This is a genomic window from Bdellovibrio bacteriovorus HD100 (assembly GCF_000196175.1).
Taxonomy (GTDB): Bacteria; Bdellovibrionota; Bdellovibrionia; order Bdellovibrionales; family Bdellovibrionaceae; genus Bdellovibrio; species Bdellovibrio bacteriovorus.
The window spans coordinates 1,335,166-1,361,381 of the sequence record NC_005363.1; the positions used below are offsets into that span (position 1 = coordinate 1,335,166).

At 51.6% G+C, this 26,216-nt stretch carries 28 protein-coding genes; 13 read left to right on the top strand and 15 right to left on the bottom strand.

Going from position 1 to position 26,216, the window contains the following annotated elements; translation table 11 throughout:
- Window positions 1-74: 74 nt before the first annotated feature.
- Window positions 75-890 (bottom strand): hypothetical protein, encoded by an 816-nt coding sequence (locus BD_RS06420; RefSeq protein ID WP_011163905.1) that lies wholly within the window; start codon window positions 888-890, stop codon window positions 75-77.
- Between the two features lie 213 nt (window positions 891-1,103).
- Between BD_RS06420 and BD_RS06425 the strand changes: the two genes are divergently transcribed.
- From BD_RS06425 to BD_RS06435, 3 genes are all read left to right on the top strand, one after another.
- The gene (locus tag BD_RS06425; protein WP_011163906.1) at window positions 1,104-2,735 is read left to right on the top strand and encodes an ABC-F family ATP-binding cassette domain-containing protein; all 1,632 of its coding nucleotides are present in this window, start codon (window positions 1,104-1,106) and stop codon (window positions 2,733-2,735) included.
- Window positions 2,735-3,535 carry an alpha/beta hydrolase gene (locus tag BD_RS06430; RefSeq protein WP_011163907.1) on the top strand — a complete coding sequence of 267 codons (801 nt, stop codon included), beginning with the start codon at window positions 2,735-2,737 and terminating at the stop codon, window positions 3,533-3,535. The genes BD_RS06425 and BD_RS06430 overlap by 1 nt, the downstream gene beginning before the upstream one ends.
- A 121-nt stretch (window positions 3,536-3,656) precedes the next feature.
- Window positions 3,657-3,926, top strand: coding sequence for a hypothetical protein (locus tag BD_RS06435; protein WP_038448761.1), 270 nt, complete (start codon window positions 3,657-3,659; stop codon window positions 3,924-3,926).
- A gap of 441 nt (window positions 3,927-4,367) precedes the next feature.
- On the opposite strand, the gene BD_RS06440 is transcribed toward BD_RS06435, so the two are convergent.
- Complete coding sequence (locus tag BD_RS06440) at window positions 4,368-5,414, bottom strand: polyamine ABC transporter substrate-binding protein (RefSeq protein WP_226988083.1); 1,047 nt, start codon at window positions 5,412-5,414, stop codon at window positions 4,368-4,370.
- Window positions 5,415-5,443: 29 nt separating this feature from the next.
- On the opposite strand from BD_RS06440, the gene BD_RS06445 reads away from it, so the two are divergent.
- From BD_RS06445 to BD_RS06475, 7 genes are all read left to right on the top strand, one after another.
- The gene (locus BD_RS06445; RefSeq protein ID WP_011163910.1) at window positions 5,444-6,322 is read left to right on the top strand and encodes an ABC transporter ATP-binding protein; all 879 of its coding nucleotides are present in this window, start codon (window positions 5,444-5,446) and stop codon (window positions 6,320-6,322) included.
- Window positions 6,319-7,152, top strand: a complete 834-nt coding sequence (locus tag BD_RS06450) for an ABC transporter permease (RefSeq protein ID WP_011163911.1) — start codon at window positions 6,319-6,321, stop codon at window positions 7,150-7,152. Before BD_RS06445 ends, BD_RS06450 begins: the two co-directional genes overlap by 4 nt.
- Window positions 7,145-7,978: an ABC transporter permease gene (locus BD_RS06455; RefSeq protein WP_011163912.1), complete on the top strand. Its 834-nt coding sequence runs from the start codon at window positions 7,145-7,147 to the stop codon at window positions 7,976-7,978. Before BD_RS06450 ends, BD_RS06455 begins: the two co-directional genes overlap by 8 nt.
- Window positions 7,947-9,203, top strand: a complete 1,257-nt coding sequence (locus BD_RS06460; RefSeq protein WP_080558988.1) for an MFS transporter — start codon at window positions 7,947-7,949, stop codon at window positions 9,201-9,203. The genes BD_RS06455 and BD_RS06460 overlap by 32 nt, the downstream gene beginning before the upstream one ends.
- A gap of 65 nt (window positions 9,204-9,268) precedes the next feature.
- The gene (locus BD_RS06465) at window positions 9,269-9,859 is read left to right on the top strand and encodes an RlmE family RNA methyltransferase (RefSeq protein WP_011163914.1); all 591 of its coding nucleotides are present in this window, start codon (window positions 9,269-9,271) and stop codon (window positions 9,857-9,859) included.
- A complete protein-coding gene (locus tag BD_RS06470; protein WP_011163915.1) occupies window positions 9,856-10,533 on the top strand; it encodes an RluA family pseudouridine synthase in 678 nt (225 codons plus the stop codon). The genes BD_RS06465 and BD_RS06470 overlap by 4 nt, the downstream gene beginning before the upstream one ends.
- Before the next feature lie 88 nt (window positions 10,534-10,621).
- Window positions 10,622-11,113 (top strand): MarR family winged helix-turn-helix transcriptional regulator, encoded by a 492-nt coding sequence (locus tag BD_RS06475; RefSeq protein WP_231839301.1) that lies wholly within the window; start codon window positions 10,622-10,624, stop codon window positions 11,111-11,113.
- Here BD_RS06475 and BD_RS06480 read toward each other — a convergent pair.
- Together BD_RS06480 and BD_RS06485 are read right to left on the bottom strand one after the other, a co-directional pair.
- Window positions 11,110-11,751: an HD domain-containing protein gene (locus tag BD_RS06480; RefSeq protein WP_011163917.1), complete on the bottom strand. Its 642-nt coding sequence runs from the start codon at window positions 11,749-11,751 to the stop codon at window positions 11,110-11,112. The genes BD_RS06475 and BD_RS06480 overlap by 4 nt on opposite strands.
- Window positions 11,752-11,765: 14 nt before the next feature.
- Complete coding sequence (locus BD_RS06485; protein WP_231839302.1) at window positions 11,766-12,596, bottom strand: C1 family peptidase; 831 nt, start codon at window positions 12,594-12,596, stop codon at window positions 11,766-11,768.
- A gap of 273 nt (window positions 12,597-12,869) precedes the next feature.
- Here BD_RS06485 and BD_RS06490 point away from each other — a divergent pair, with 273 nt between their 5' ends.
- Window positions 12,870-13,613, top strand: coding sequence for a substrate-binding periplasmic protein (locus tag BD_RS06490; protein WP_041583502.1), 744 nt, complete (start codon window positions 12,870-12,872; stop codon window positions 13,611-13,613).
- Between the two features lies 1 nt (window position 13,614).
- On the opposite strand, the gene BD_RS06495 is transcribed toward BD_RS06490, so the two are convergent.
- The 4 genes from BD_RS06495 to BD_RS06510 form a co-directional block, all read right to left on the bottom strand.
- Entirely contained in the window at window positions 13,615-13,935 is a 321-nt protein-coding gene (locus BD_RS06495; RefSeq protein WP_011163921.1) for a VOC family protein, read from the bottom strand.
- A 69-nt stretch (window positions 13,936-14,004) separates the two neighbouring features.
- Window positions 14,005-14,505 carry a thermonuclease family protein gene (locus BD_RS06500; RefSeq protein ID WP_011163922.1) on the bottom strand — a complete coding sequence of 167 codons (501 nt, stop codon included), beginning with the start codon at window positions 14,503-14,505 and terminating at the stop codon, window positions 14,005-14,007.
- 36 nt (window positions 14,506-14,541) lie between these two features.
- Window positions 14,542-15,453 (bottom strand): S8 family peptidase, encoded by a 912-nt coding sequence (locus BD_RS06505; protein ID WP_011163923.1) that lies wholly within the window; start codon window positions 15,451-15,453, stop codon window positions 14,542-14,544.
- Window positions 15,454-15,629: 176 nt separating this feature from the next.
- A complete protein-coding gene (locus BD_RS06510; protein ID WP_038448782.1) occupies window positions 15,630-16,739 on the bottom strand; it encodes a GGDEF domain-containing protein in 1,110 nt (369 codons plus the stop codon).
- A gap of 226 nt (window positions 16,740-16,965) precedes the next feature.
- Between BD_RS06510 and BD_RS06515 the strand changes: the two genes are divergently transcribed.
- The gene (locus BD_RS06515) at window positions 16,966-18,531 is read left to right on the top strand and encodes an FAD-dependent oxidoreductase (RefSeq protein ID WP_011163926.1); all 1,566 of its coding nucleotides are present in this window, start codon (window positions 16,966-16,968) and stop codon (window positions 18,529-18,531) included.
- Window positions 18,532-18,570: 39 nt separating this feature from the next.
- On the opposite strand, the gene BD_RS06520 is transcribed toward BD_RS06515, so the two are convergent.
- On the bottom strand, window positions 18,571-19,023 hold the full coding sequence (locus tag BD_RS06520; protein WP_011163927.1) for an OsmC family protein: 453 nt from the start codon (window positions 19,021-19,023) through the stop codon (window positions 18,571-18,573).
- Between the two features lie 122 nt (window positions 19,024-19,145).
- On the opposite strand from BD_RS06520, the gene BD_RS06525 reads away from it, so the two are divergent.
- Window positions 19,146-20,099 carry a YeiH family protein gene (locus tag BD_RS06525; RefSeq protein WP_041583503.1) on the top strand — a complete coding sequence of 318 codons (954 nt, stop codon included), beginning with the start codon at window positions 19,146-19,148 and terminating at the stop codon, window positions 20,097-20,099.
- A 41-nt stretch (window positions 20,100-20,140) separates the two neighbouring features.
- Here BD_RS06525 and BD_RS18050 read toward each other — a convergent pair whose 3' ends face one another.
- The 6 genes from BD_RS18050 to BD_RS06555 all read right to left on the bottom strand — a co-directional run bounded on the left by BD_RS18050 (window position 20,141) and on the right by BD_RS06555 (window position 25,949).
- Entirely contained in the window at window positions 20,141-20,311 is a 171-nt protein-coding gene (locus BD_RS18050) for a DUF1328 domain-containing protein (RefSeq protein ID WP_011163929.1), read from the bottom strand.
- Entirely contained in the window at window positions 20,304-20,513 is a 210-nt protein-coding gene (locus BD_RS06535; protein WP_038448790.1) for a hypothetical protein, read from the bottom strand. The genes BD_RS18050 and BD_RS06535 overlap by 8 nt, the downstream gene beginning before the upstream one ends.
- 146 nt (window positions 20,514-20,659) lie before the next feature.
- On the bottom strand, window positions 20,660-21,460 hold the full coding sequence (locus BD_RS06540) for a hypothetical protein (RefSeq protein ID WP_011163931.1): 801 nt from the start codon (window positions 21,458-21,460) through the stop codon (window positions 20,660-20,662).
- 299 nt (window positions 21,461-21,759) lie between these two features.
- Window positions 21,760-22,068 carry a hypothetical protein gene (locus BD_RS06545; protein WP_011163933.1) on the bottom strand — a complete coding sequence of 103 codons (309 nt, stop codon included), beginning with the start codon at window positions 22,066-22,068 and terminating at the stop codon, window positions 21,760-21,762.
- Window positions 22,069-22,197: 129 nt separating this feature from the next.
- Window positions 22,198-22,710, bottom strand: a complete 513-nt coding sequence (locus tag BD_RS06550) for a YajG family lipoprotein (protein ID WP_226988086.1) — start codon at window positions 22,708-22,710, stop codon at window positions 22,198-22,200.
- A gap of 83 nt (window positions 22,711-22,793) precedes the next feature.
- Window positions 22,794-25,949: a S8 family serine peptidase gene (locus BD_RS06555; protein WP_011163935.1), complete on the bottom strand. Its 3,156-nt coding sequence runs from the start codon at window positions 25,947-25,949 to the stop codon at window positions 22,794-22,796.
- Between the last annotated feature and the right edge of the window lie 267 nt (window positions 25,950-26,216).

Sequence of the window (26,216 nt, forward strand, 5' to 3'; positions counted from 1 at the left end):
AAAAAGATGCGCCAAGATAGTCGATCTTGGCGCGAAAAGCTTTATATATTTTTAATATTTCCCAGAATAATGAACTATTTGCACAAGGGAAGAGTCTTGACGATAGCAGCGATGTTATTGATTTGTTGGTACTTTCCGCCGGATTTGATCACCGCCCAATACACCCCTGAACTTACGACAATGCGACCTTTACTTTTGATTTGGCCGGCCATGATGCCGACTCCGCAGTGCAGATTGATGTAGGGATCCAAAATGGTTTTCTTTGGATCGGTGGGCGCCAGATTCTTGTCCTTTTGCCAGTCGAATTTGCAATAGCGGGCCCATTGCACGTCCTGATAGGAAAGCTGCAAAAGCCCTTCAGAGTAAACCTTGCCTCCGGTCACGGGGTCTGTGCCCATCGTGGTTTCGTGCATTCGCGAAACGGGACTGTAGGCGCTCTCATATTTGGCGATGGCGACAAAGAGCTGGGCCCAGGCGTTGGCCCGCTGGTTGTTGTCCAGGGTGTTGTATTTCGGGCAGAAGGTGGTGATGTCATCTGCGCCGGGCAGCAGGCTGCTCCATTCGTTCAGAATCAGCTCCTGCAGGTATTTGGACCACTCGGTTCGCTCTGGATACTTGGTGCTTTCCCAGGCCAGGGCCTGCATCTTATAGCCGGGCTCTGGTTCAGGCTCTGGAGCCGGCGTTGGAGTGGGTGTCACGCCGGTGTCGGTATCATCCCCGGGATCGGTGCTGCCAGGGTCGGTGACCCCTGCACTTTGGTTGGAATCTTCCAGACTGGTGACTGGAAATTGACTGGAATTTGCACAACCTGTGAACAGAACAACGAGTGAAATCAAGGCGGCGGCGATTGTATAGTTTTTAACTGCAGTGTGGTTCTTTGTTGCGATCATGTGTAACCCCCGCAGAGCTACCAGAGCAACGTCGGGACCATGTGAGGCGGGTCTGTATTTGGCGAAGTCCTTGATATCTCTTGGGGATTTGGACCAGAAAAATCGCGAATTTGGGATTTTTTGTGTAGACTCTGAGAGGTGCTAAAAAAGAAGGCAGATTTTCCCGAAATTTTTTGAAGCCTTCACAGTTAAAAAAAGTTATACGAAGGACCTATGATTCATTTATCGAACATCACCAAGCAGCAGGGTAACAAAGTCCTCTATCGCAACGGATCTTTCCAGATCAATGCCGGAGAGAAAATCGGTCTGGTCGGCCCCAACGGCGCCGGTAAAACCACCATCTTCCGCATCATCATGGGCGAAGAGGGCATCGACGGCGGCACTATTTCCAAATCAGATCGCACTGTGATCGGCTATTTCTCCCAGAACATCGAAGAGATGAAAGGCAAGTCCGCTCTTGAGGAAGTGAAGTCCGCTGTGGGTAACATCGGCGATATGCAAGTGCGCATGCAGGAATGTGAAGCCAAGCTGGCGGATCCGGATCTGGATCCGGATGAGATGATGAAGATCCTGGAGGTCTACGGTGAACTGCAGGGTGAATTTGAGCGCCTGGGTGGTTATGACCTGGAATCCCGCGCCGCGGAAATCCTGACCGGTCTTGGTATCGGCCCGGATGATTATCACCGTCCCAGCGAAAGCTTCTCGGGCGGTTGGAAAATGCGTATTGCTCTGGCAAAAATCCTGGCTTTGAATCCAGAAGTTCTGCTGATGGATGAGCCGACGAATCACTTGGACGTGGAATCCATCGTCTGGCTTGAAGAGTGGCTGGTGAATTTCAAAGGCGCCATCCTGATGACAAGTCACGATCGTGACTTCATGAACCGCCTGGTTGGCAAGATCGTCGAGATCGCCAATAAAACCATCACGGTCTATGGTGGCAACTATGACTTCTACGAAAAAGAGCGCGACATCCGCAAAGAACAGCTGATCGCCGCAGCCAAACGCCAGGAAGACATGCTGGCCAAGGAAGAGGAGTTTATTGCCCGCTTTGCGGCCCGTGCCTCCCACGCAGCGCAAGTTCAGTCCCGTGTGAAGAAACTTGAAAAAATCGACCGTATTGAAATTCCGGATGAGGAAGCTGAAATCAAGTTTGAATGGCCGGTGCCTCCGCGTGGCGGGGACGAGGTTGTGAAACTAGAAGGCCTTTCCAAAATCTGGAAACGTGATGACGGCAAAGAAAAACTGGTTTTCTCTGGAGCAAATGCATTGGTGAAACGCCTGGACCGTATTGCGGTTGTGGGTGTGAACGGCGCGGGTAAATCCACGCTGTTGAAAATCATCGCGGGTCACGCCGATGCCACCGAAGGCAAAATGACTTTGGGTGCTTCCATTAATCTGGGTTATTTCTCTCAGAACTCTTTGGACGTTCTGGATCCGAAAATGACGATCGTGGACGAAGTTCACTCTCGTATTCCGAATGCTGGCATGGGCACGGTGCGAAGCCTGTTGGGTGCTTTCAAATTCTCGGGCGAAGAGGCCGAGAAAAAGATCTCGATCCTGTCGGGTGGTGAAAAGTCCCGCGTGGTTCTGGCCTGCATTCTGGCGCAGCCGGTGAATTTGCTGATTCTGGATGAACCGACGAATCACTTGGACATCAAGTCCCGCGAATTGCTGCTGGATGCGATCAAGAACTTCCCGGGCACTGTGATGATCGTATCGCACGATCGTCACTTCCTGCGCGAAGTGACCACAAGAGTATTTGAAGTCGATAAGAACCAGATTCGCATCTACGACGGCGACTACGAATACTATCAGCTTAAAAAACAACAAGAGCAGATGGCTTAATGCCTGGACAAACCCTGGATCTGAAAAGTTTCAAAATCCCGCTGGGAAAACTTTCCCCGCTTGAAACTTTTCGCACGCGCCAGGGGGATGTCCTGTCTTATCGCCTGTACCCCGCATGGTCAGACAACCTGATTGTCCTGTATCACGGGGTGGGCAGTGACAGCCGGTACATGTGTGTGCTGGCCACCGCCATGGCCCAGGCCGGACTGGGCACCGTGGTGACCCCGGATCTGCGCGGTCACGGTGCCAGCCTGAATGCGGCCGATCCGCAGTCACAGCATCAATTCGAAATCGATCTTGAAGAGCTTATCATCCACATCAAAATGACCCGCGCGGTTTCCCGCGTGATGCTGGCCGGGCACTCGTTGGGTGGCGGTTTTGTGTTGCGTGTGGCAGTGTCTGATATTCGCAGGCAATTTGCCAGATTCCTGGCGATCTCGCCGTACCTGCCTCCCAGCCTGAATGTTTTCCGTGAGGACTTTGGCGGGTGGATTTCACCTGATGGCAACGGTGGTTTTAAAGTTAACATGCCTGTTGAATTTGTCTCTGGCCAGGAAAAGCTGACTTACAGTGCGGCTTATCTGGCCGCCGTGACTCCGTCGAAAAACATCCTGGCGGACCTTCAGAAGTTGCAGCCGCCGGTGCAGGTTGTGGTGGCCGAGCTGGATGAACTTATTATTCCGCAGCGCCAGGTGCAGCTGTTCACTGACGCTGGAGCGAACATCCGCGTGGTGAAGGACTTGAATCACCTCACGATTGTCTCGAAACCGGATGTCTGGCTGCCAGAAATTTCACTTTGAGTCGTGAAAATTACGATTGATCCCCCAGGTGGGGAATTTACTCTAAACCGCTTTAGCTCTATCAATGTCCTGCCGAAAAGTTATACGAAATAACCAAAATAATTGAACGTAGGTGGTGGTTATGAATACGGAGCTTGGCGCATTTGCGCTCAGGCAGGTGCTTGCCTCAACAGCAGTTCTTGGGCCGATCTTAATCCTGATCGGACTCTGCTACTTCCTCTTTAACCAAAGCAGAAGAAGCGTGACCTTATACATAGGCACGGGGTTGATTCTGACCGTCATAGGAGTCACCTGTTTGTACTCCGAACTTCGAAGCGAAGATTCGCGGGCTCACCATGAAGCAGCCATCGAACAGGTCGAAGTCATCGCGGAGGAAGCTGTTCGGAAGTAGCTTCTGAATTGCTTGGTCCGTTTTGGCGCGGGGATTTGCTGGCGAACTTGGCCAGTCCCAGCGCTACGGGGGACGCCGTCCGGGCTCAGTTGTCGTTCGGCCCGCCGGGCCGAATGCGCGCCATCCAGGCGCCGACAAAGCCCCCTTCGCGCTGGCACTGTCCAAGCTCACCAGCAAACTTGCGTTGTCCCAATCAATTCAGAAACAACTTCCGAAAATCCCATCACAAAGACATCGGTTCCAAAGGGCATCGTCGTGCACCTGCGCAGTTAAGAACACATTGATAGTTATTAGCTATTTCCGACTGGAACAATTTGGATGGGGACTTGAGGGAGCCCGACGCAGCGGTCTTTGCCGGCGCCTGGATGGTGTACCGCGGAGGCGGGATCCCTCAAGACCCCAGCCAAACCCCGCGCCACCCGGCAACGAACAAACCCACAATCAGTGAGTTTTAATTTCTGTCCAAGAGTCTTCGAAGAGTTTGTTTTTTTCGCCTTGGTCTTGGATTCGTTCCAGCTTCTTTAGAGTGGCTTCATCCGGGAACAGGGCGCGGTTGTTTTGCAGTTCTTTTGGCAGGGCGGCTTTGGTGTTTTTCAGGACCGGGCCTCCCAAGATTGTTTTTACGCGGTTGATCTCTGCCTGTTCGCTTAGCAGGAAGTTGATCAGCTTGTGGGCGGCTTCGGGGTGTTTGGCGCCTTTGATGATGACCAGGTTGTCGATGGCGAATGTTCCGCCCTCTTCCGGGATGATGTATTCGATTTTGCCAGGGGACTTGTCTGCTGCTTGAAGGGCGTCAGAGGAATAGGTCTGGGCCGCGGCGACTTCTTTGTTGTTCAGGATGTCGATGGTGTCGGACGCAAACATCTTTACGTTCTTTTTTGCTTTCAGCAACGTGGCCTTGGCCTTGTTGATTTCTTCCGGGTTGGTGCTGTTCACGCTGAAGCCGTTCATTTTCAGTGCGGCACCCAGGGTTTCGCGCACGTCATCCAAAAGGGCGAATTTGCCTTTCAGTTGCGGATTTTCCAGAAGGTCTTTCCAGCTTTTGATCGGGCCTTTGTAAAGGTCGCGATTGACGGCGATGCCTGCGGTTGTCCAAATGTAAGGCAAAGAGAACTTGTTCTCTGGATCGTAGTTCTGTTTCAGGAACTGAGGATCAATCAGAGTTTTGTTTGAAATCTGATCTGGGTTCAGTGCTTCCAGCAGATTCATCTTGGACATGACTTCGACCATATAGTCCGAAGGCACGGCCACGTCGATGCCCGAAGAGCCCATTTGCACCTTGGCCAGCAATTCTTCATTCGAGGAATAGTTGGAAATATTGATCTTGATGCCGGTTTCTTTCTCGAACTGAGCCTGCAGTTCCGGAGAGATATAATTGCCCCAGATGGACAGGTTGACTTCTTTGGCTTCAGAAACTTCAGCAGACTTCTTTGTACATCCCGCCAGCAGCCCACAAAGAGCCAGGCCGACCATCAATATTCTCGACATTTTTTTATTTCCTTCTTATTGTTAGAAGCATGTTGGAACTTCTGAATATCGGCAAGAGTTTTTCCAGTCAAACGGCCCTGAAGGGAATCAACCTTTCCATTGGGGAAGGGGAGTTCTTTTCCCTGTTGGGTCCCAGCGGCTGTGGAAAAACAACACTTCTTCGCATCATTGCCGGTCTTGAAAGTGCCACTTCCGGTCAAATTCTGCTGGATGGTCAGCGCGTGGATCATCTTCCTGCTCAAAAACGTCCCTTTAACATGGTCTTTCAGCGCTATGCTCTTTTTCCGCACATGACGGTGGGGGAAAATATCGCCTATGGTCTGCGCCTGAAGGGGTTGGGGAAAGACCAGATCGAGGCCAAGGTGGCAGAAGTCCTGGCCTTGGTGGATATGGGCGAGTTCCGGGACCGCAAGCCTGAAACTTTGTCCGGCGGTCAGTCGCAGCGTGTGGCTGTGGCCCGCGCCTTGGTGAATGAACCCCGTGTGCTTTTGCTGGATGAGCCTTTGTCGGCGCTGGATTACCGCATGCGTGAGCACATGCAAAAAGAGCTGCGCGCTTTGCAACAAAAGCTGGGTCTGACATTTATCTGTGTGACTCACGATCAGGAAGAAGCTCTGGCGCTGTCAGATCGTATCGGTATCATGAGTCGCGGGGTTTTGGAACAGGTCAGCTCTCCGCGTGAGATTTATGAGAATCCGGAAACGATCTTCGCCTCTCAGTTTGTAGAATCCACCAGTCTGCTGCGTGGTGAGTTGGTGGAGGTCAGTCAGGATCTGGCCACCATCCGTCTGGGAGATGGCAGCCTTATCAAAGGTAAAATCAATGTCCCACCGGATCAGATCCGCCTGGGGATGAGCATTGAAGCCTACGTCCGTCGCGCCATGGTCTTTGGCGAGCGTGAAAAGTGAAATTACGAGATCTGTTCCTTCTGCCGGTGGGATTGTGGTTTGTGGTCTTTGTCCTGCTGCCACTTATTATCGTCGCTGTGGTGAGTTTTGCCACGCGGGGAACCTATGGTGGTGTGGAGTGGTCGTGGACCCTTGCCAACTATGTACGGGCTTTTTCGCCGACCTATCTGGGAATTTTTGCTGAAAGTTTCAAGCTGGCTTTGATCACCACCGGGGTCTGTCTGGTTCTGGGCGTTCTGGTGTCCTGGGCCATGGCGACGGCATCCACGCGTTTGCGTCAGCTTTATCTGATGGCTGTGGTGCTGCCGTTTTTGACCAATCTGGTGATTCGTATCTATGCCATCCGGCTTTTTGTTGGTGCCGACGGTCCGCTGCAGGCGGGGTTGACATTATTGGGAGTTCCCTTTGATTCCTTCGCGCTGACGCAGAACAAGTGGCTGGTGCTTTACGGAATGGTCACGACTTATCTGCCATTCATGGTGCTGCCGTTGTACGGGGCTTTTGAAAAGTTTGATTTTTCCTTGGTGGAAGCGGCTCAGGATCTGGGCGCCGGGATCTGGAAGATTCTTTTCACAGTGATTTTACCCAACCTTAAGAAAGCTCTGTGGGCGGGGGCTTTGCTGGTGTTCATTCCTTCTTTGGGTGAATACGTGATACCGGATCTTCTGGGGGGCGCTAAAAACATGCTTTATGGAAATCTGATCACCGAACAGTTTTTGAAAGCCCGCGACTGGCCCTTTGGGGCGGCATTGTCGGTGCTGATGATGCTGCTTTTGCTGGTGATGGCGCTGGTGTTCAGAATGTGGGAGGCGCGCCGTGCCCGTGGTTGAACGAAGCCGTCCTCAGGCGCCCATGTTTGCGAAAGTCGTTCTGTGGATAACACTGCTTTTGCTGCACACTCCGATTCTGGTGATGATTCTGGGCGCTTTGATTGAAAAGAAACCGGATTCCTGGAGCTGGACACTGCGCTGGTTCTCCGAAGTCGTGAATGATCAGGCCCTGATGGACGCCTTGAAAAACAGTCTGCTGGTGGGTGTAGCGGCAAGTCTGCTTTCAACCGTGATTGGCACCAGTGCAGCTGTGGGGTTGCACCGTTCGGCCGGCGGCTGGCGTTGGGCGGTCGAGGGGTTGTCCGTGGTTTCGCTGGTTTTCCCTGAGATTGTTTTTGCCTTGTCGCTGTTGTCGTTGTTTTTCATTTTACAGTTTGAGCTGGGTCTGATGACTGTGGTGATTTCCCACGTCAGCTTCAGCATCTCCTATGTGATGATCACGGTCGGGGCCCGGCTGGCGACGCTGGATCGCAGTTTTGAGGATGCCGCCCGGGATCTGGGGGCTTCAGAGTGGCAGACCTATCGTTCGGTGGTGCTGCCATTGCTGGGGCCTTCGATCGTCGGTGGTGGGGCGTTAAGTTTTCTGCTTTCCTTTGATGATTTCCTGATCACGTACTTTGTGAATGGCGTGGGGCAGGACACGCTGCCAGTCAAACTTTACACGGCGATGAAGCTGGGGGTCAGCCCCAAACTCAATGCGCTTTCCAGTCTGATGTTTGTTATGACTTTGCTGGCGCTGATTTTCTTCTTCCGTTCTTCCGCGTTCCGTGTTTTCTTTGAAGCGCGGGGGAAGCATGAATCCAAATCAGAAAAAGAAAATCCTTAGCTGGGCTTTTTATGACTGGGCCAACAGTGGTTATGCCACGACGGTCATGGCTGCATTTTTCCCGGTCTTTCTGAAGCAATATTGGAGCGTCGGCACTGACGCTGTCGTGACCACGGCCCGCCTGGGCGTCACTATTTCCGTTTCAAGTCTGGCTATTGCCTTGATGAGCCCCACTTTGGGCGTTATCGCGGACATGAAGGGCTACAAGAAGCTCTTTTGCATGCTCTTCACTTTGATTGGTGTTGTGGGCTGTGCGTGGATGGGGTTCATTCCGCAAGGGGACTGGGTCAGTGCTCTGTGGGCTTATGGTATCACACTGGCGGCGTTTAATGCGGCCAGTGTTTTTTATGATTCGCTTCTTCCTTACGTGGCGGAACACAAGTACATGGACTTTGCTTCGTCGCTGGGATACTCGCTGGGGTATCTGGGCGGCGGGGTGCTGTTGCTGCTGAATGTGCTGATGGCGCTTTATCCTCTTAGTTTTGGGATCCCGGATGCGACTGTGGCCACCAAACTTTCGTTCATGATTGTTTCGGTGTGGTGGCTGGCGTTTTCCCTTCCGCTGATGAAGAACGTGCCTGAACCGGAAGCGGAAAGATCCGTGAAAGGCCTTGGAACCTTGACGCTGGAAAGCCTGCGCACACTGAAAGGCACTCTGAAAGCCCTGATGAAGGAACGCAACCTGTTTATGTTCATGGTGGCTTACTGGCTTTACATCGACGGCGTCTACACCGTGATGACCATGGCGGTGGATTACGGAATTTCGATCGGTTTTGAATCCAAGGATTTGATTGCTGCCCTTTTGATCACGCAGTTTATTGGATTCCCTTGTGCTTATTTCTTCGGGACTTTGACCAAACGCTGGGGGGCGAAGATGCCCATTCTGGTTTGTATCGTGGTGTATGGGGTGACCGTGATTGCCGCCACCCAGATGAAGACGGCGACGCATTTCTATTTGCTGGCGACGGTGATAGGACTGGTGCAGGGTGGGGTGCAATCGCTCAGCCGTTCCATGTTTGGCCGTATGATCCCCAAAGAGGCCAGTGGAGAGTATTTTGGTTTGTTTAACCTTGTGGGCCGTTTTGCCTCGATCCTGGGTCCACTGCTGGTGGCTGCGGGGGCGATGCTTAGCGGAAGTTCACGGTGGGGCATGGTGGGATTGTTGATCCTATTCGTTTCTGGCGGTATTCTGCTGGCGATGGTGAAAGAGCCTCGCGAAGCCTAATCCTTTTTACCGAGGCCCCAAAAAGGGGTGGACTTTGACGGGGGTTCGCTGGATAACCCTCCGATATGACTTACAATCCCCGTGATCACTACTTCAGAAAAGCAAAGCAGGAAAACTTTGCGGCTCGTTCCGTCTTCAAACTTGAAGAGATCGACCAGAAATTTAAAATGTTCAAGCCCGGCCAGGTGGTGCTTGATCTGGGGGCTTCTCCGGGATCCTGGTCGCAGTATGCTTCCAAGATGGCTGGTGAAAAGGGCCGTGTCCTGGGCGTGGATCTGAGCCCGGTCACCGTGAAGTTGAAGAACGCGGTTTTCATTCAGGCCGATCTTCGTGATTTGAATCTGGAAGACATCTTCAAAGAACATGGCTTCGTACCTCCGTTTGACATCGTGATGTCAGACATGGCACCAAAGACCACCGGCATTCGCATGACCGATCAGGCCAGATCCATGGAACTTTGTGAACTGGCTCTGGATGTCGCTCGTCGTTTCCTGAAAAAAGACGGGCATTTCGTGTGCAAGCTCTTCCACAGTGATGACTTCGGAAAGCTTCGTGATGAGATGAAAAAGACCTTCGCCAAAGTGGAGGCGGTGAAGCCGGATTCCACCCGCAAGATTTCCAAAGAAATCTTCCTCGTAGGCCTTAGTAAAAAATGATTCAGATCGTATTTGAGAATACTCACTTTATCATCTGTGACAAACCCGCGGGTGTGCTTTCCACACCCAGCCGCTTTGAAGAGGATGACGCCCGTCTGTGTCTGGGCACAGCCCTGCAGAAGGAAAAAGGTTTTCAAATCTTCCCCGTGAACCGTCTGGATTTCGAGGTGTCAGGGCTGGTTGTCTATGCCAAAACCGCAGAAGCCCATCGTAAAGCCAATGCCTGGTTTGAACACAAGACCGTCAAAAAGACTTATCGCGCTTTGACCACCGGGCAGAGCTATGCGCACATCCCGGCCAACGTGCCCAATGAAAAACTGAAACTCACACCTGAAGTGGGGAACACCTTCGAGTGGCGCTGTCGGCTGTTGCGCGGAAAGCGCCGGGCGTATGAAAGCCCTCAGGGCAAGGAATGCCTGACTGTCGCGGTTTTCCGGGGCATGCAGGGCGATTATCAGGTCTGGGATCTGAATCCTGTCACTGGACGTTCGCACCAATTGCGTTTTGATTTAAGTCGTCATGGTTTTCCGATAGTGGGCGATAAACTTTATGGATCAACTGTGGAGCTTGCAGACAATCGCATCGCTCTTCGCTCATACAGAATTGACTTTGCGAACGCAAATGGAGCCTCAGCTCTAGGCTTGCCGGAGTTTCTCGAGATCTCATCACTGTAGGTTCTGTTTGGCTTTGCAAAATGTCATGTATGGCAATGCATATAAAAATCGTTTGCACGATCTCAGCGAATAGTTCTTAATTGTTTTCATGAGTAATACTTATTCCGAGTACAGGTCCGAGGTGGGTGAAGTCATGGACTATATCCGCCATATCTTCAAAGCCCTTCGTGTTTCTTCCAGTCAGTTTGAGAAAGATCTAGGTTTGAGTGCCGCACAGATTTTTGTGATGAAGAAACTCAAAGAAGAGCCAGGGCTTTCGATCAATGACCTGGCTTTGCGGACCACCACCCACCAAAGCTCCGTTTCTGTGGTGGTCAAAAAGCTCGAAGAGCAAGGTCTTGTATCCCGCATGATCTCGAAAGAAGACTCCCGCAAAGTGGTTGTATCGCTCACTCCCTCCGGTCTGGAAAAACTCAGCGAAATCCCCCGCACAGTTCAAGAACACATGATCGAAACTCTTCAGAATATGCCGCCGGAAAAAACCGCATCGCTGGCTGAATTGATGCGTGAATTTGTCACCGAAGCGGGAATCGTGGAGTCAGTGCCCGCGCCCATGTTTGGCGAGGACAGCGGTCGTTAGATTTCCCTTTTGATCTGATCCAGATAAGTTCTGATGAAGGCGACACGATGTTCGCCTTCTTTTTTTGCTGTCGGTGTGTTCAGGTGTTCCACCAGTTTGAACAGTTTCGAAAAGAAATGATCAATGCCGTAACTTTTGTCATCCAGCTCTCGGGATTCGGCCCAGGGGTCTTCCTCGGCATAGAAGGGGCGGCTCATCTGTGTGGACACGGCAAAGCAGCGGGCGATGCCAATGGCGCCCAGGCTGTCCAGGCGGTCGGCATCCTGGATGATGCGGGCCTCGAGGGTTTCAGGTTTGATACCCGCACTATAGCTGTGCGCCTCTATGGCGTGGCGGATGTCTTCGAAGAATTCTTCCGGATAGTTCACTGACTTCAGGTATTCAATCGTCGCTTCAGCTGACAATTTCGAAGCATAGGGCCGGCGGGGATCATTCTTTGGGACATTGATAAAGTCATGAAAGAAGGCCGCAGGCATGACGACTTCCCAGCGGGCCTTTTCCGCCTGGCACAGCTGCTTGGCGGTGTTCACCACGCGCATGATATGAAGATAGTCATGCGCCGGGTCCGAGCTCGGGTAAAGAACCCGGGCCTTGTTGCTGAACATGTGGTACCAGTGCTTTTCCTGAAATGCGCTCATGGCTTCAATTTAAGCTAGGGTTCGATGACTCTCACCATGGGACCGGTGAGTTTGTCAAAATACGCTGTTAAAGGCTGATCCGAGAAGCCATCGACATGATCGAAGGTCACATAGCCATATCCTTGGTTGCCCCATTTCGGGCCCCACGAGTTCTTAAACATAAACACTTTTTGTTCGTCGTCATAGCCAACGATCAGGACGGCATGGCCACCACAGCTGATTTTGCCACTGTCACAGTCGGCGTTGATCTGCGGGCTGAAAGTGAAGGTGCCTTTTTGATCGTTGATGTGGGACAGGGACACTTTCAAGGTCACAACCACGGGACGCTTGGCATCCAGTTCCTGCATGAAAATTTCGGACCACGGCTTGCGCACCCACATCTGTGTGAGGATTTTCGTGCGCAGGCTGCGATAGTCGACACTGGAAACCTTTTGTTGGCGCAGATCAAAGAAGCTGGTTTGTTCCGGGGTGAAGGGCTTAGTGAAATCCAGGCTGCTTTCCTGATAAGGAAGATCCTTTTCCTGATAGAATCTGCTGCCGTTTGAGAAATTCAAAAGCAACTGATAGGTGTTGCCGAACTCCACTTCGGGGCGCCACGGAGAAAGCACCTTGTGCCGGAAGATTTCGTACTCTTCCGAAATATCATAATCCTGGCCGTTGAAGGATTTGATGGTGGATTCAATCAATGCTGACACAGCAAAATAGGCACAAGTATCGCGGCTCTTTTGATCTTTAACTTCGGTTTGGAGAGGGCGAAGGTCCACCTGTTTGGCCAGGGCCATTTCCAAGAAGAACGAGCACAACAGGCCCACAGCCAGAATAAGACGGGTCAGCAGCAACTTCACAAAACACTCCACTGTTTAAAAAGCATTCAATCTTTAAAGACAAAGCAAGCTCCTTGCCACCTGAAATGCTTCACCATGCAGGTGGGGCGGGGACGGGGGCTTGGATCGAGTAAAAACAACAGGATTCGCTTCTCTTTAGACAGGGGTTTCGGGGCTGAATCAGATGCGGCTTTGTCCCTGCTTTTACTGGTATGGGAGCCAAAATAGGTTGAATATTTTCACGGTCAATATCATGCTGTTCCGAACTCAATTTTGAACGTATGGGCAGTGAGTATGTACCGTCTTTTTCTTTTTTTGTGTGTTTTTACTTTGGCAGTGGGGGCGCGTGGCGAAAAGATCGTCTTCGCCTCTTATGATGACATTCCTCCGAAAATTTACCGGGAAGGGGCCGAGCTGAAAGGCACCTATATTGAAATCATCCGTGAAGTCTGCAAACGCATGAAGGTCGAGCCGGTCTTTGAAACCTATCCATGGCCGCGGGCCGTGATGATGGCTGAAACCGGCAAGGTCGATGCCCTGTTTCCGCCATTTGAAACAGAAGAGCGCAGGAAGGTGTTCCACTTCCCAAATGAACCCGTCAGTCAGACACGCAATCTGGCTTTTGCCCTGAAAAAAAGGAAAGTCAGGGTCAAAGGATTGGAGGACTTCAAAGGTCTGACGGTGGGGGTGAATGATCGTTATTCCTATGGGCCCTCCTTTGATGAGTTCAAAAAACAGCTGCGCCTGGATCACAGCACGACACAGGAAATGCTGGTCAAAAAGCTCAAAGCTGACAATATCAAGCGGGTCGATGTGGTTGTGGCCTCGGAAGAAGCTTTTTGGTTCTTGGCCAAGCGCTTGGGATATAAGGACGAATTTGAGCAGGTGTTTGTGGTTTCAGAAAATCCGTCTTACGTTGTGTTTTCCAAAGCCGCGGGCAAAGATCGCGCGCAACTGGCAGAGCGTTTTAACACCACCCTTTTGCAGTTGAAAAAAGAGGGCGTGACAAAAAAGATCTTCGACCGATATCTGAAGTGATTCAGTCCGGCTCTGGCATGTTGATCAGATTGTTTTTCCAGGGGGCGGGTTCCCACAATTCAATGCGCAGTCCTTGCGGGTCATGAATCCACGCAAACGATCCAAAATCGTTTTCAACCACCTGTTCTTCAATTTGAATCCCTTTGTCAGCCAGCTCATTCAGCAGCACTTTAAGACCGTCCACGCGAAACCGCAGGTCCGATGTTTTAGCGGAAGGCGTAAAGTCCCGCGTGTCGATATCACGGGTGCTGTCAGTGATATGACTTCCTAATGTGGAACGATGCCAGTCCGAAATTCGCTGTTTTTGAAATTCATGTGCCATGGAGTTATTCTGGCCAAAGGGACGCAGACCCGCAATATTGGCGAGCCTGGCTGTGCAATCATGCAGGTACTAGCGGCTGGCGGGCTGGCGCAAAGACTTGCACCAGTCCGGATGGCTTTTGGTGCCGCCATCATAGGCATAGGCCAGGTTGTTCTTTAGCAGGATGTCCGCCAAAGATCTGCCGTCAACCATGACGTCCGCCAGAATGCGGAAGTATTTGTCGCGCTGAACATTGTGCAGTTCGACGTTCTTGGCGCTTTTCAGGGTGCTGGCCACAAGGTTGCGGGCAATGCGCCCGGCTTCCTTTTCACATTTGTTTTTCGTTTTCACTTCAGGAGTGTCGATGCCGGACACACGCACGCTGATTTTTTTACCGATAAGCGCCGGGACGTTGGGAATATTCACAGTCAAGGTGTCACCGTCATAATTCTTCAGCACCTCCACACAGCGGAAGGTCTTTTCATCATGTTCACAAGAGGCTTTGATGGTCGCGACCTCGCGGGCTTGAAGACGTTCAGAGCAGGCGGTGATCATCAGGGGCAGCAGCAGAATCAATGCAGGTTTCAACATACGCCCAGTGTAGCGTCATTTGGTGACTGCGAGCAACTATTCCAGATTCAGTCCCGCCTGAAGGTTTGAAATGCGAGTCTGGGAACGGATTTTCTTTGAAAGCTGGCGGTCCTTGATGCCACTTTTCACCAGGGCATTTTTAATTTCCTGCGGTGCCAGGGTTTCCCAAGGGCGGTTCAGCATCAAAGAGGCGGCCAGGCCACTGACCCAGGCGGTGGCCTGGGAGGTGCCGCTCATGTATCCGTACTTTCCACCGGGAAGGGCGGAAAACACATTCTTTCCCGGAGCAGCGATGTCCACCGAGCCCGTGCCGAAGTTGCTCGAGGCCAACAGGCGCCTTTGTGAATCCATGGCGGCCACGGAAATGATGTTGTTCAGTTTGTATCCCGCGGGGTAATAGCCCACCAGGTCGGTGTTGCGCCCTTCGTTGCCGGCGGCAGCGACAAATAGAATGCCCTGTTCCTGGGCGTCGCGAATGGCTGCCTCTTCCATGGGGCTTCTTTCGTCGCCACCGCCGGAATAGTTGATAATATCCGCTTTCATCTTTGTGGCATAACGAATGGCCTTCACAGTATTCATAAGGTTGTCGTTTGCCGGAATCGACGGATCATAGTACTTCAAAATCATGAACTTCACGCGCGACGAACGGGTGCGCTGCTGGATGATGCCCGCCACGTGGGTCCCGTGACCGTGGTTGTCGGTCAGGTCATTGTTGTTGGAAACAAAGTTCCATCCATGGAGGTCATCGGCATATCCATTGCCATCATCATCTTTCATATTGTCTTTTTCGCGGGGGTTCACCCACAGGTTGTCGCGAAGCAGTGGATGGTTCACATCCACGCCGGTGTCGATGATCGCGACCACAATATCCTTTTCTGAATTCTCTTGAGAGTATGAATTCATCGAGGCCCCCAGAACTGTAGTGATTAAAAACAGAATTGCTTTCATGCTGAAGTGCTAAAGCAAGCATGAAGCCAACACGGGGAGTGGGTTGAATGTATCTGAACCGGAAATTCACTGCGGGTGTTCAGAAATCTCTGAACATAAAAAAAGCCCGAACGATTGTTCAGGCTTTTGTAGTCACCATAGTTCTATAGACAACTGTCTAAAAGTTGGACAGTGCCTCAGGCCACACGTTTGATCTGGGAACCCTTGGACACAGTGTATTTGTTGCGTCCCGTCTGCTTGGATTCGTACAGCGCTTCATCAGCGCGCTTATATAAGGCGTCCGCTTTTTCGCCCGGCATCACTTCGGCGATACCCAGGGACACGGTGAAGCGGATTTCAAACTTTTCGTGAACAAAGACTTCTTTGCGGATGCGGTTCATGGCTTCTTCGGCCATGCGCACAGCTGCCTGGGCATCACAGCCTGGCAAGATCACCGCGAACTCTTCACCGCCCAGGCGGGCAATGAAATCCTCTTCGCGAGAGAAGCTTTCCTGGATCAGGCGCACGCATTCCTGCAGGACAAAGTCGCCAATGTCATGTCCATAAGAGTCATTGATCTTCTTGAAGAAGTCGATGTCCATGATAATCAAGGTCATCGGATCTTTGTCGATTTCATGCAACTGCAGGTAACGGCGGATTTGCTCGTCATAGCTTCTGCGGTTGTGAGCCCCGGTCAGATGGTCTTTTCTCATGGTGGTGTTGGCCTCCATAAGCTGTTTTTTGACCGTGGTCAGATTCTTTTTGATCGCCTCCATACGTTTGGAGCGGCGTTCGTTGTGGGTGCTTTGATGCTTCAGATAGAAGTTGATGAACTCGCGGGATTTGGCCCGCAGGTCTTCGATAGAGTTGGACTCCACGGCCTCACGCAGTTGTTCCAGGCTCTGGTTGATGTCGCCGCTGGCGGAAGCCTCGGCGTCGACCTCTTCGCTGAGATGATCGGCGAATTCCCAGATGATGCGTTTGAAATCATCAAAGGTGTTTTGCACATAGCTGTATTCATCAATGCGATAGCTGGAAATAAACTGACGTATTTCAAACAGCACACGCTCGGTGTCGGCATGATCCTGCTTCACTAATGATTTAGAGAAGTTATCCAGCTTGTTGCGCACTTTGCGCACCGAATGGTTTTGGATTTCAAAAAGGTGTTTGTTCATGACGTCGAGGATAAAGAGCAGTGTCGCACGCTCTTCGCTCATGGCAGGAACATCCTTGGCTTTTTCAGTGCCACTGTTCGAGCCCCAGTCCATGTCAAACTGATCAACTAGTTTTTTCACCCACTGTTTCAAGTCAGCCTCCTGGCCACGGATACAACACTTTATTATCGGACTTATTGGGCTTTGTTTGAAGATGGTTGGGGTGATTTTTGCGGGGGCTGTTTCACCTTGAGACACTGAGAAATACATTTAATTCTATTTACATTGCAACTGTGTTGCTTTTTAGCATTTTCGTCGAGGTCCTGCTCCAGCCTGAAGCGGAAAATTACTATGATATGCCCATTCAAAGGAGTGTCTGATGGGAACCAGTGCTGAATTGAAAGGACCGAATTTATCCAAGGGAGTGGATCTCAGCGAGCTGCGTGAAGATAAAAGTCTGCTGGGCTATGTCGGGGAAGAGCCGGTGATTCTGGTTCGCCATGATGAAGAGTACTTTGCCATCGGTGCGACCTGTTCACACTATGGCGGTCCTCTGGCTGATGGACTGGTGGTCGGAGAAACTGTGCACTGTCCATGGCACCATGCCTGTTTTGATCTGCGCACGGGGGAGGCATTGAAGGCTCCGGCTTTGAATCCTGTTTCGGCCTACAATGTGGAAGTGCGCGGAAGCAAGGTCTTTGTCACCAGCAAAAAAGAAAGCACGGTGCGGCCGCGGGAGTGGAGTGAATCGCAGAGGTACGTCATCGTGGGTTCCGGAGCTGCGGGGACCGCCGCGGCAATCATGCTGCGCAAACAGGGTTTTATCGGTTCCATCACTATTGTCAGCGAAGACAAGTCGTTGCCTTATGACCGTCCGAATCTGTCGAAGGACTATCTGGCGGGGAATATCCCGGAAGACTGGGTGCCTTTGGAGACCGAGGAATTCTATCAGACTCACAAAATTCACTTTGAACTTTCAACGAAGGCGGAAAAGGTCGATGCTCACAGGCGCAGTGTGTTCCTGTCGAATGGAAAAACTTTGCGCTATGACCGACTGTTGCTGGCGACAGGTGGGGAACCGATCCACCCGCCGATTCCGGGCATCAAGCAGGATCACGTGTTTTATCTGCGCACCCTGCAGGACTGCCAGCGCATTATCGGTCGCACATCCTGGGCGCAAAAAGTGGTGATTGTGGGGGCCGGATTTATCGGCCTTGAGGTGGCGGCAGCCCTTCGCCAGCGCAATCTGGAAGTGCATGTGGTGGCACCGGAAGAGATGCCCTTGTTGAAAGTTGTCGGCGTCCATGTTGGAAGTGTGCTGCACAAACTGCATGAAGAACACGGGGTGATCTTCCATCTGGGGCACACGATCAAAGAAATCCGTCAGCGCAGTGTTCTGCTGGATGACGGGCACAGTGTGGACTGTGACTTTGTGATAGTGGGCACGGGAATTCACCCTAACACTCAATTGGCTGAACAGGCGGGTTGCTGGGTCGAAAATGGGGTGCTGGTGAATGAATATCTTGAAACCAGTGTGCCTGGCATTTTTGCGGCGGGGGACATTGCCAGATGGCCAGACCCTCACAGTCAGCGCTCCATCCGGGTGGAACACTGGGAGGTCGCCGAACGCCAAGGGCAAACGGCGGCATTGAACATGATGGGGGACCGGATAAAGTTCCAGGATGTGCCGTTCTTCTGGACACAGCACTATGATTTGAGCTTGGGATACGTCGGACACTCAGATCGCTTTGATAGAATGGATGTGATGGGGGATCTTAACAGCAGAGATTTCGCTGTGGCCTATTATGAAGATCAAAAAGTGGCTGCAGTACTGACGCTGGGCCGTGATCGGGAAAGCCTTTTGGTCGAAGAGGCGATCGGCCAGTACGATGAGAAGAAGATCCACGAGATCTTCCATCAACACGAACGTGATCATCATCCCTAAAGCAGAAACCCCCGGAAAGATCCGGGGGTGTTTGATTGACTAGTGTGCAGTGGCGGACGGGGAACGAAGTTCGTGGAAGTCGATTTCTAAAGAAATCTCAGCCTTGAGCACTTTGGAAACCGGGCAGTTGACCTTGGCATCCTGGGCGATGGTTTCAAAAAGTTTCCGGTCAATGCCCGGAACCAGCGCACGCAGCTTCAGTTTGGAAGACTGAATAACAAAGCCGTCGCCAGATTTTTCCAAGGTCACAGTTGCAGAGACATCCAATGACTCCGCATTGAATCCTTTTTTAGCAAGGGCTCCGGAAAGAGCCATAGCGAAACACCCAGAGTGAGCCGCGCCAATCAGTTCCTCGGGGTTGGTTCCCATGCCATTTTCAAAGCGGTCGGAAAATGAATAGGGAAGATTTTTAAGAGCGCCACTTTCCGTAGACAGTTCGCCGCTGCCATTTTGAAGATTTCCCTGCCAGTGAGCTGAACCTTTGCGTTGCATTGCAACCTCCTTTGTTCGTGGAAAGCATAAGATGTTGAATCGGCTTTCGCCTAGCACTCCGACAAAATGCATTTTTGCGAATGCTAGGTGACAGAAGGATGCCTGCCGCGCATAGTGAGTCTATGAACAAAACAAAAATAGCAAAAATTGCGTTTCCGATAGCGGCACTTTTGTGCTTTTTCCCTTTTGTCTCTTCAGCGGCCGCCCTGGTTCTGGGAATCGTATTAGCCGTGGCCCTGGGGAACCCATATGTCGACAAAACCCGCAGCTACACTCATCATCTGCTAAGTCTTTCTGTGATCGGCCTGGGGGCCGGGATGGATTTGATGGTGGTGGGTCGAGTGGGTTTGCAAGGCATCGGTTACACCGTGGTGGGCATATCGTTCACTCTGCTGCTGGGAATGTTGATCGGGCGTATGCTTAAGATCGAACGGGATACTTCTACATTGATCACAGTGGGCACTGCGATCTGTGGTGGCAGTGCCATTGCGGCGGTGGCTCCTACAATCCGCGCCAAATCTCATGAAGTGTCGGTGGCTTTGGGAACAGTGTTTATGTTGAACGCCTGTGCTCTGGTGATTTTTCCTTGGATTGGACATCTGCTAAATCTGACACAAACCCAGTTCGGCCTTTGGAGTGCGCTGGCAATTCACGACACAAGTTCGGTGGTGGGCTCCACACTGCAATACGGTCCTGAATCTTTGCAGGTGGGAACAACAGTTAAACTTGCGCGCGCATTGTGGATTGTTCCGGTGACCTTCCTGATTGGTTTGTTCTATTTCCGCGGTCAAAAAGTGGAGGGCGGAGCCGGCAAAGCAAAGAAGCCATGGTTCATTCTGGGCTTTTTGATTGCAGCGGCTTTGGTGACTTGGATTCCGGAACTTCGCCCGGTGGGCCATGTGGTTGAAACCGTGGCAAAGCGCGCCTTGGTGGTGACCTTATTCCTGATTGGTGCCAATCTCACGAAAGAAACCCTGAAAAGTGTCGGCATCAAACCCTTTCTGCAAGGAGTGGGTTTGTGGATCGTGGTGGCGTCCTGCACACTGGGTGCGATTCTGATTGGTTGGATTCACTAAAACAAAAAGGCGCTGGTGACAGCGCCTTTTTTATTTTTCCGTCAGGGCTTTCGACCACTGACCAGATTGATGACAAAGCTGATAATGGCCAAGGCCAGGAAGACGAACAGCAGAATTCGCCCGATCTCCACCGACATCCCCGCTACGCCGCTGGCACCGAAGATGTAGGCAACAATCGCAATGATAAAGAAAGCTATCGCGGCTCTAAGCATAAGAGCTCCTTTCAGTTGGGGCGGGAGGAGAGTGCGGGTGCAGATAGTAGTCTTCAAAGTTGTCCCGCGAGCTGTTCATCTGCGACGGATACGGGACGGTTTCGCGCTGATGGCGCTTGGATGCTCTTTGCATCTCGTCCAGCTCCCAGATGGGGCACAGTTCCTGGATATGTTTTTCAGACTGATCCAATGGCTCCTGCATGATTCCTCCCACGTATGTGGTGGTCTATAGGATCGGTGCAGAATATTTGAAAGGCTAAGATTTTAAAGGAAATGTTTTAGAAAACAAAAAGATCGTGCGGAACGGGCGCCCCCCGAGGGAAATCAGAGCGACGCCCGACCGTCTTGTTACTTACAGAAGGATAATTTTTTGACCATGCCAGAGATCTCGGAGATCTTCTGATATTTGCCACCGCTTTTTAGCACAGCCCAGTACGCGCCGGAGCCTACTGTGATCAGACCTTTGTTTTTGATCTGTTTGGCCATGATGCCGACTCCGCAATAAAGATTTTTGTAGGGATCCAGAATTGTTTTGCGTGGATCTTTGGCGGCCAGGTTTTTGTCTTTGCTCCAGTCAAACTCACACCAGCGCGCCCACTGCACATCCTGATAAGACAGTTGCAGCAGACCCTCCGAATAAACCGGATTGCCAGTCACAGGATCGGTGCCCATGGTGGTTTCATGCATGCGTGAAGTCGGGCTGTAAGCGCTTTCGTATTTCGCCATGGCCGAGAACAGGGCCGCCCACACGTTGGCCCGCTGATCGTTGTCCAAAGAATTGTAGCGAGGGCAGAACTTGCTCATGTCATCTGCGCCACCCAAAAGAGTGTTCCAGTCATCCAGGATGATCTTGTGCAAATATTCTGACCACTGTCTGCGCTCAGGATTTGTGGAAGTTTCCCAGGACAGGGCCTCTATTTTGTAGCTGTTGTCGGGGACGGAGGGTGCGGACGGCTCTGTCGGATTGGAGGGTTCCGTCGGAGTTTGTTCACCGGTGTCCGGTGTTCCTGCGCTGCCGTTGCCATCTTCGATGGTGCTGGCCAGATCTTTCAGGGAAGTAGAGGAAGGGGAGCAACCTGCCGCCAACAAAAATGCAATAGCAATGGCAGCGAAAGAAACAGCTTTCGTTAGATGCTTAGGGTTCGTCAAAAGACCTCCAAAGTGTCGGGGGCTCCTGCTTGAAGAACGTGCGAACGGTGCCGGGTAAACTGTTATGGGTTCAAAATCATGTCACCGGTGTAAGACAAAGCTGTACTTTCAAAATACAAGAAGGCCTTTGAAGTATGTTAACTTTCACACTGAAACATAAAATTTCAGGACGATGGAAGTGGAAATGCAGACCGAGGTCTGGTGGCTGATGGCCGGGGATGCGGAAAAAGACGAGCTGAAGAAAATGCTGGAATAAAAAAAGCCAGGTTCATCAACCTGGCTTTTTTTTGTTTTAGAACTTAGTCGTTGCACTGAGCGAAGCTGAAGTCGGTGTCTTCCAGGCGGTCCATCCACCAGTCAACACAACCACCAGAATCATATTGGCTGCATTTAATCTCGGAAGTGGACAGTGCGCCATCGATGCAAGTGCGCGTGCGGGCCGTGCTGTTGCATGTGTAGTTAGGGCCGATTTGTTTTGTCGGTTCGGCGCTGTAATACATACGAACAGTTTTGCCGTTAGGGATGATCAATCCATCCGCAGAAACGCAGTTGTGAGCCTGAGCCGTCGCAGAAACGCCCAAAGCCAGGGCCAAGATAAGTGCTTTCATGTTATCTCCTTATGGTTTTACAGAGCCGGGACTATAACCAATTTGTTCCACGAAAGTTGTCAGGAGATTGTCAGGGAATGGTTGGGGCTGTCTTTTTTTTGTGCAACTCGGACAGAAATGGGGGCCTTTCTAGTGCGAATAAATTTCTGACAAAGCAGAATCCAGATTTTTGAACAGCAGGTTCAAGGCTTCTTCGTAAGCCTTGGTGATATCCGTGCCCATTTTGAAGCCGAACGGGTGTTTGGTTTCAAAGCAACTGGAAGCTTCGGCCTTGGCCTTGGCTTTGTTGGGAATAGTCAGGACACCAGAAACTTTCACGCAGCCTTCTTTGAACTGGCCAGTCTGATAGTCTTCAATTGTTAACAGCAAAGAATTAGCCCCCGGCGTTTTCACGGCCACCCCTTGGCGTTCCAACGCCTCGGCAACCGCACGGCGGACTTCCGAACGCAGTTCATCACTCTGAGCTTTCACTTCATCTTTGCGGGCATCCACCACGCTGATGGTCACTTCTTTTTTCGGAAGGTCGCGCAACGGTGCTTGAATGTTTTGAGAGTTGATAGTGGGAACATCACGAATGCTTTGCCCCTTCATCGCGCAAGAGGAAAGAAGTGACAAAGCCACCAACACCAGAAGTTGTTTCATATCCACCATCCTTGAAAAGAAAAAGGGGGACTTGAGATCCCCCTTTTAAGTTTATGGATGTTGGCGAAAATTTCAAACTAAAATTAATTTTCGTCGCTGAACGTGGCTGGAATCAGCTGGGACTGGTTGTCCTCAAGCAGAACGTCACGAACCGAGCGATTCTGAGGAGCGTACAGGATCAGGTCGCCAGCGCCGTAACCTTTGATCAGGTTCACGGTTGTGCTGCTTTGAGCCTCCAGTTCGATCACTTCCGGAATCTGGGTGTAGGCCTGAGCATTCGTATTCACAGAAACCTTTTCCCATTGAGAGCTGTGCTCGCCCAGATAGTCGTCATATTCGATGGCGCCGTTGTCACCGTGGGTCGTAGAGACCTTCAGGCTGATTTCGCCAGTTTCTGCAAAGGAAAGCATGGAAATATCAGCTTCGATGATTGCTAGCGTGGAGTTGTCAAAGACACCCATGCCACGCATGTCCAAAACCGCCCCGCTGTAGTCTTCTTTGGCCTTGCTTGGATCCGTGACAAAGTCTTTTTCATACTGACGACGCATTTCACGGGCCTGATTGCCATCCAGAAGAAGGCTGACAAACTCATCCCCAGTCATGCCTGGAAGGTCCGAAGCGGGCAGTCCCGCCAGCTCCTGATCCGCCAACCCGTCACCGTTGGAATCAATTTGCACGTTCACTTCACAACGCTGCCAAGTGGTCATGCCTTCATAAAGCTTCAAAGCCACTTGCAGCACGCGGCCTTTGTCAGACTCATTCACACGATAACCCGCAGACTGAAGGTCACAGTTACGGTTGTGAACCAGGTCCTGCTTCGGAGATTTCTTACGGCCGTCAGCACCCAAAAGGTTGAACAGGTAAGCTTCACCCGGATTCACGCTGTCATTTTTCAGAACCACTTCCGCCAGACTGCCAGCGCTGTCTGCTTTGGAAGACGAGTGAACCACAACAGGAGACGCCGAGATTTTGGAAATCTTGCGAGTCACTGCTAAAGCCGGCAGTTGTGCCAAAGTTTTGTCCTGGGCCTTGAAGGTCAGGAAGCCATCCAGCTCGTCTGTTGAGTTTTGCATCAAAGAGCTGTTGATTTTTCCCTTAACCAGAACAGTTTTGGATTCGCCTGCTGCCAAAGTCACAGTTGCTGCCGTGATTTGCAGGGCCTCAGAGCCGGACCATTGAGCTGTCAAAGTCACAGTCTCGTCGCTGATGTTTTTGACAACGATTTCTTTGGCCAGGGTCTTTTGTTTTTCAACGTCAGTAATACCAAAAGAGATCACAGACGGAACCGTCACAATTTTGGCATTCAAAGATTCAGCCACCTGAACACGGCCGGCCCCCTGACGGCTGACGGAGTAAACCTTTTTGTCTGCTGCGTGGATCACCTTGCCGTGCGCCAGCAAGACTGATTTCAGCTCTGCCGGTGAAAGTGTGTTGTACTTTTGCTTCAGCAACGCCATCACACCCGCAATGTGGGGACTGGCCATGCTGGTTCCGGTCATTGTTGCGCCTTTTTCACCAGCACCGCTGGCGGCAGAGATAATGTTCGTTCCCGGAGCCGAGATTTCAGGCTTGATGATGCCGTCTTCAGAACGGGGACCGCGGGAAGAGGACGGGGAGATCGTGTCCGCCATCCACGGTTTTTCAATCTGAGCCGTGGTTTTAAGGTTGGCTTCAACCGGGCCTTGTGCCAAGGCGGCCTTGATGCGTTTTGCAGAGGTCAGATCAATCATGATTCCTGGGATGTCAAATTTCCCGTCGCCTCCCATAACGATCGGAGCCCCTTCGGCATTGTTGGCAACAACAACACCGATAGCGCCGTTGTCCTGGGCCACTTGAATTTTAACCGAGAAGTTCACTTCACCACGGTCGATGAAGGCGATTTTTCCAAGCAGGCGGGCTTTGGTCGCCTCATCCAAAGGTTTGGCAGCGGTGCCGATATAGACCAGCTCCGCTTTCAGATCAGTCACATCAGCCAAAGGTTTGGTGATGGCACCCTCTGTGGCTTCCACGATCAGCGCCTCACCATTAACAGCAAATTCTGCCGCCGGGAAAAGCACGTTCTGGTTCATGTTGTCGATGCTGTTGGCGACAGAAATTGCGTCATCAGAAACAGAAGGGGCACCCACGATGTATGGCAGGTCCCCGCTGTTACCCGCGGCCGCCACAACAACAGTTCCGCCACGCACCAGATTTTTGATCGCGTGGTTGTACATGATATGAGGATTGCCGTAACCGCTGCCCAAAGACAGATTCACAACGTCCAGTTGTTTTTGGAAAGTCAGATCCCCTGTTGGGTCGGCAGCATATTCAAGGGCCGCGATCACGACCTCATCACTGGTGGAGCCTTTGGCACCGAAAACCTTGATGGCATAAAGATCCGCATCCGGAGCCACACCATCATAAGTGTTTACACCATCACCCACGCCCGCCACGGTGCCGGCCACATGCGTTCCGTGCGTGGCTTCATCCAATGGATTGGCATCGGGAACCGGAATGCGCTTCAAAGGGTTTGGGGCGCCTGAATTGTACTCAGAGCCCACGATGTCGATACCGCCCACAACTTTTTTGTTCGGGAAGGAGGGGTGAGTTTCGTTTGGGTTGACCGCTTTATAGGCTTCTTCCGTGCCTTCACCACCCAGCATTTTATGAGTGTAGTCGACACCTGTGTCGATCACGCCCACGCGCATGCCCTGGCCACGGATGTTCTGGGCATAAGCCGCCTCAGAGCCGATGAATTTCACGGAGGTGTTTTTGCCAACCAGGCCCTTCAGGTTGATTTCATCTTCAGAAGGGCGGGCGAAAGAACCGGCTTTTTCAGAAAGAGTGATGTTGGGAACAGCCTTGATTTTGTCATAGACGTTGGCGGGAGCCCAGACCGCGAAACCGTTTAGCACCAGTTTGTAGCGAATAAGAACTTTGATGTCAGAAGAGATCTTTTTAAGTTCTTCGATCGTGGCTTCCTGCTCAGCTTGAATTGCGGCAAGAAGTCTTTTGTCGATGACCAGTTTGCCGTCTTTTCTTTGGGCTGTTTCAAGCAATGCCGGATTGGAAAGTTTGACTATAAAGATGTACGGATCTTCAACAGTGGGGCGGTTGCTGTAAAGTCCTTCCAGAAAGTCTGAATTGAAGATCTGATCCTTCGGAGCTTGAGCCGAGGGGCTGCAGGCAGTGAACAGCAAAGCTGAAATCAACAGGGATGAAAAAAATCTTGGTGGTGTGTTCGTTTTAAACGTTCTCATTTACGCCCTTTGCTCTCAGGTTGCATTTCAGTGCCATACCGACACTGAAAAACGGGTTTGGGTCATTCCAGTGGGGAATATTCCAAGATCCGTGCCGGAAAAAATGCCACCAGTTTCGGCACTTTTTGTAGTGCTTTAGGGGGCTTAGCGCAAGCTTATTGTGGGGATTTGAGGGCTCATTGCTGACGCCTCATAGTCCTGAAAACAACCTTCCGTTTGCGGTCGAGAAATGGATGGGATCCTGAGGCCCGGACTTGAGCCCCCCAA

What these genes read in the sequence shown, in the direction of transcription:
- BD_RS06495 (WP_011163921.1), bottom strand. Translation starts at nt 13,935, where the DNA reads ATGGCACATGAATTTCAAAAACAGCGAATTTCGGACTGGCATCGTTCC.
- BD_RS06425 (WP_011163906.1), top strand. Translation starts at nt 1,104, where the DNA reads ATGATTCATTTATCGAACATCACCAAGCAGCAGGGTAACAAAGTCCTC.
- BD_RS06440 (WP_226988083.1), bottom strand. Translation starts at nt 5,414, where the DNA reads ATGTCGAGAATATTGATGGTCGGCCTGGCTCTTTGTGGGCTGCTGGCG.
- BD_RS06435 (WP_038448761.1), top strand. Translation starts at nt 3,657, where the DNA reads ATGAATACGGAGCTTGGCGCATTTGCGCTCAGGCAGGTGCTTGCCTCA.
- BD_RS18050 (WP_011163929.1), bottom strand. Translation starts at nt 20,311, where the DNA reads ATGCTTAGAGCCGCGATAGCTTTCTTTATCATTGCGATTGTTGCCTAC.
- BD_RS06430 (WP_011163907.1), top strand. Translation starts at nt 2,735, where the DNA reads ATGCCTGGACAAACCCTGGATCTGAAAAGTTTCAAAATCCCGCTGGGA.
- BD_RS06550 (WP_226988086.1), bottom strand. Translation starts at nt 22,710, where the DNA reads ATGAAACAACTTCTGGTGTTGGTGGCTTTGTCACTTCTTTCCTCTTGC.
- BD_RS06500 (WP_011163922.1), bottom strand. Translation starts at nt 14,505, where the DNA reads ATGTTGAAACCTGCATTGATTCTGCTGCTGCCCCTGATGATCACCGCC.
- BD_RS06545 (WP_011163933.1), bottom strand. Translation starts at nt 22,068, where the DNA reads ATGAAAGCACTTATCTTGGCCCTGGCTTTGGGCGTTTCTGCGACGGCT.
- BD_RS06460 (WP_080558988.1), top strand. Translation starts at nt 7,947, where the DNA reads ATGAATCCAAATCAGAAAAAGAAAATCCTTAGCTGGGCTTTTTATGAC.
- BD_RS06480 (WP_011163917.1), bottom strand. Translation starts at nt 11,751, where the DNA reads ATGAGCGCATTTCAGGAAAAGCACTGGTACCACATGTTCAGCAACAAG.
- BD_RS06470 (WP_011163915.1), top strand. Translation starts at nt 9,856, where the DNA reads ATGATTCAGATCGTATTTGAGAATACTCACTTTATCATCTGTGACAAA.
- BD_RS06420 (WP_011163905.1), bottom strand. Translation starts at nt 890, where the DNA reads ATGATCGCAACAAAGAACCACACTGCAGTTAAAAACTATACAATCGCC.
- BD_RS06520 (WP_011163927.1), bottom strand. Translation starts at nt 19,023, where the DNA reads ATGCAACGCAAAGGTTCAGCTCACTGGCAGGGAAATCTTCAAAATGGC.
- BD_RS06525 (WP_041583503.1), top strand. Translation starts at nt 19,146, where the DNA reads ATGAACAAAACAAAAATAGCAAAAATTGCGTTTCCGATAGCGGCACTT.
- BD_RS06505 (WP_011163923.1), bottom strand. Translation starts at nt 15,453, where the DNA reads ATGAAAGCAATTCTGTTTTTAATCACTACAGTTCTGGGGGCCTCGATG.
- BD_RS06515 (WP_011163926.1), top strand. Translation starts at nt 16,966, where the DNA reads ATGGGAACCAGTGCTGAATTGAAAGGACCGAATTTATCCAAGGGAGTG.
- BD_RS06465 (WP_011163914.1), top strand. Translation starts at nt 9,269, where the DNA reads ATGACTTACAATCCCCGTGATCACTACTTCAGAAAAGCAAAGCAGGAA.
- BD_RS06490 (WP_041583502.1), top strand. Translation starts at nt 12,870, where the DNA reads ATGTACCGTCTTTTTCTTTTTTTGTGTGTTTTTACTTTGGCAGTGGGG.
- BD_RS06555 (WP_011163935.1), bottom strand. Translation starts at nt 25,949, where the DNA reads ATGAGAACGTTTAAAACGAACACACCACCAAGATTTTTTTCATCCCTG.
- BD_RS06535 (WP_038448790.1), bottom strand. Translation starts at nt 20,513, where the DNA reads ATGCAGGAGCCATTGGATCAGTCTGAAAAACATATCCAGGAACTGTGC.
- BD_RS06445 (WP_011163910.1), top strand. Translation starts at nt 5,444, where the DNA reads ATGTTGGAACTTCTGAATATCGGCAAGAGTTTTTCCAGTCAAACGGCC.
- BD_RS06475 (WP_231839301.1), top strand. Translation starts at nt 10,622, where the DNA reads ATGAGTAATACTTATTCCGAGTACAGGTCCGAGGTGGGTGAAGTCATG.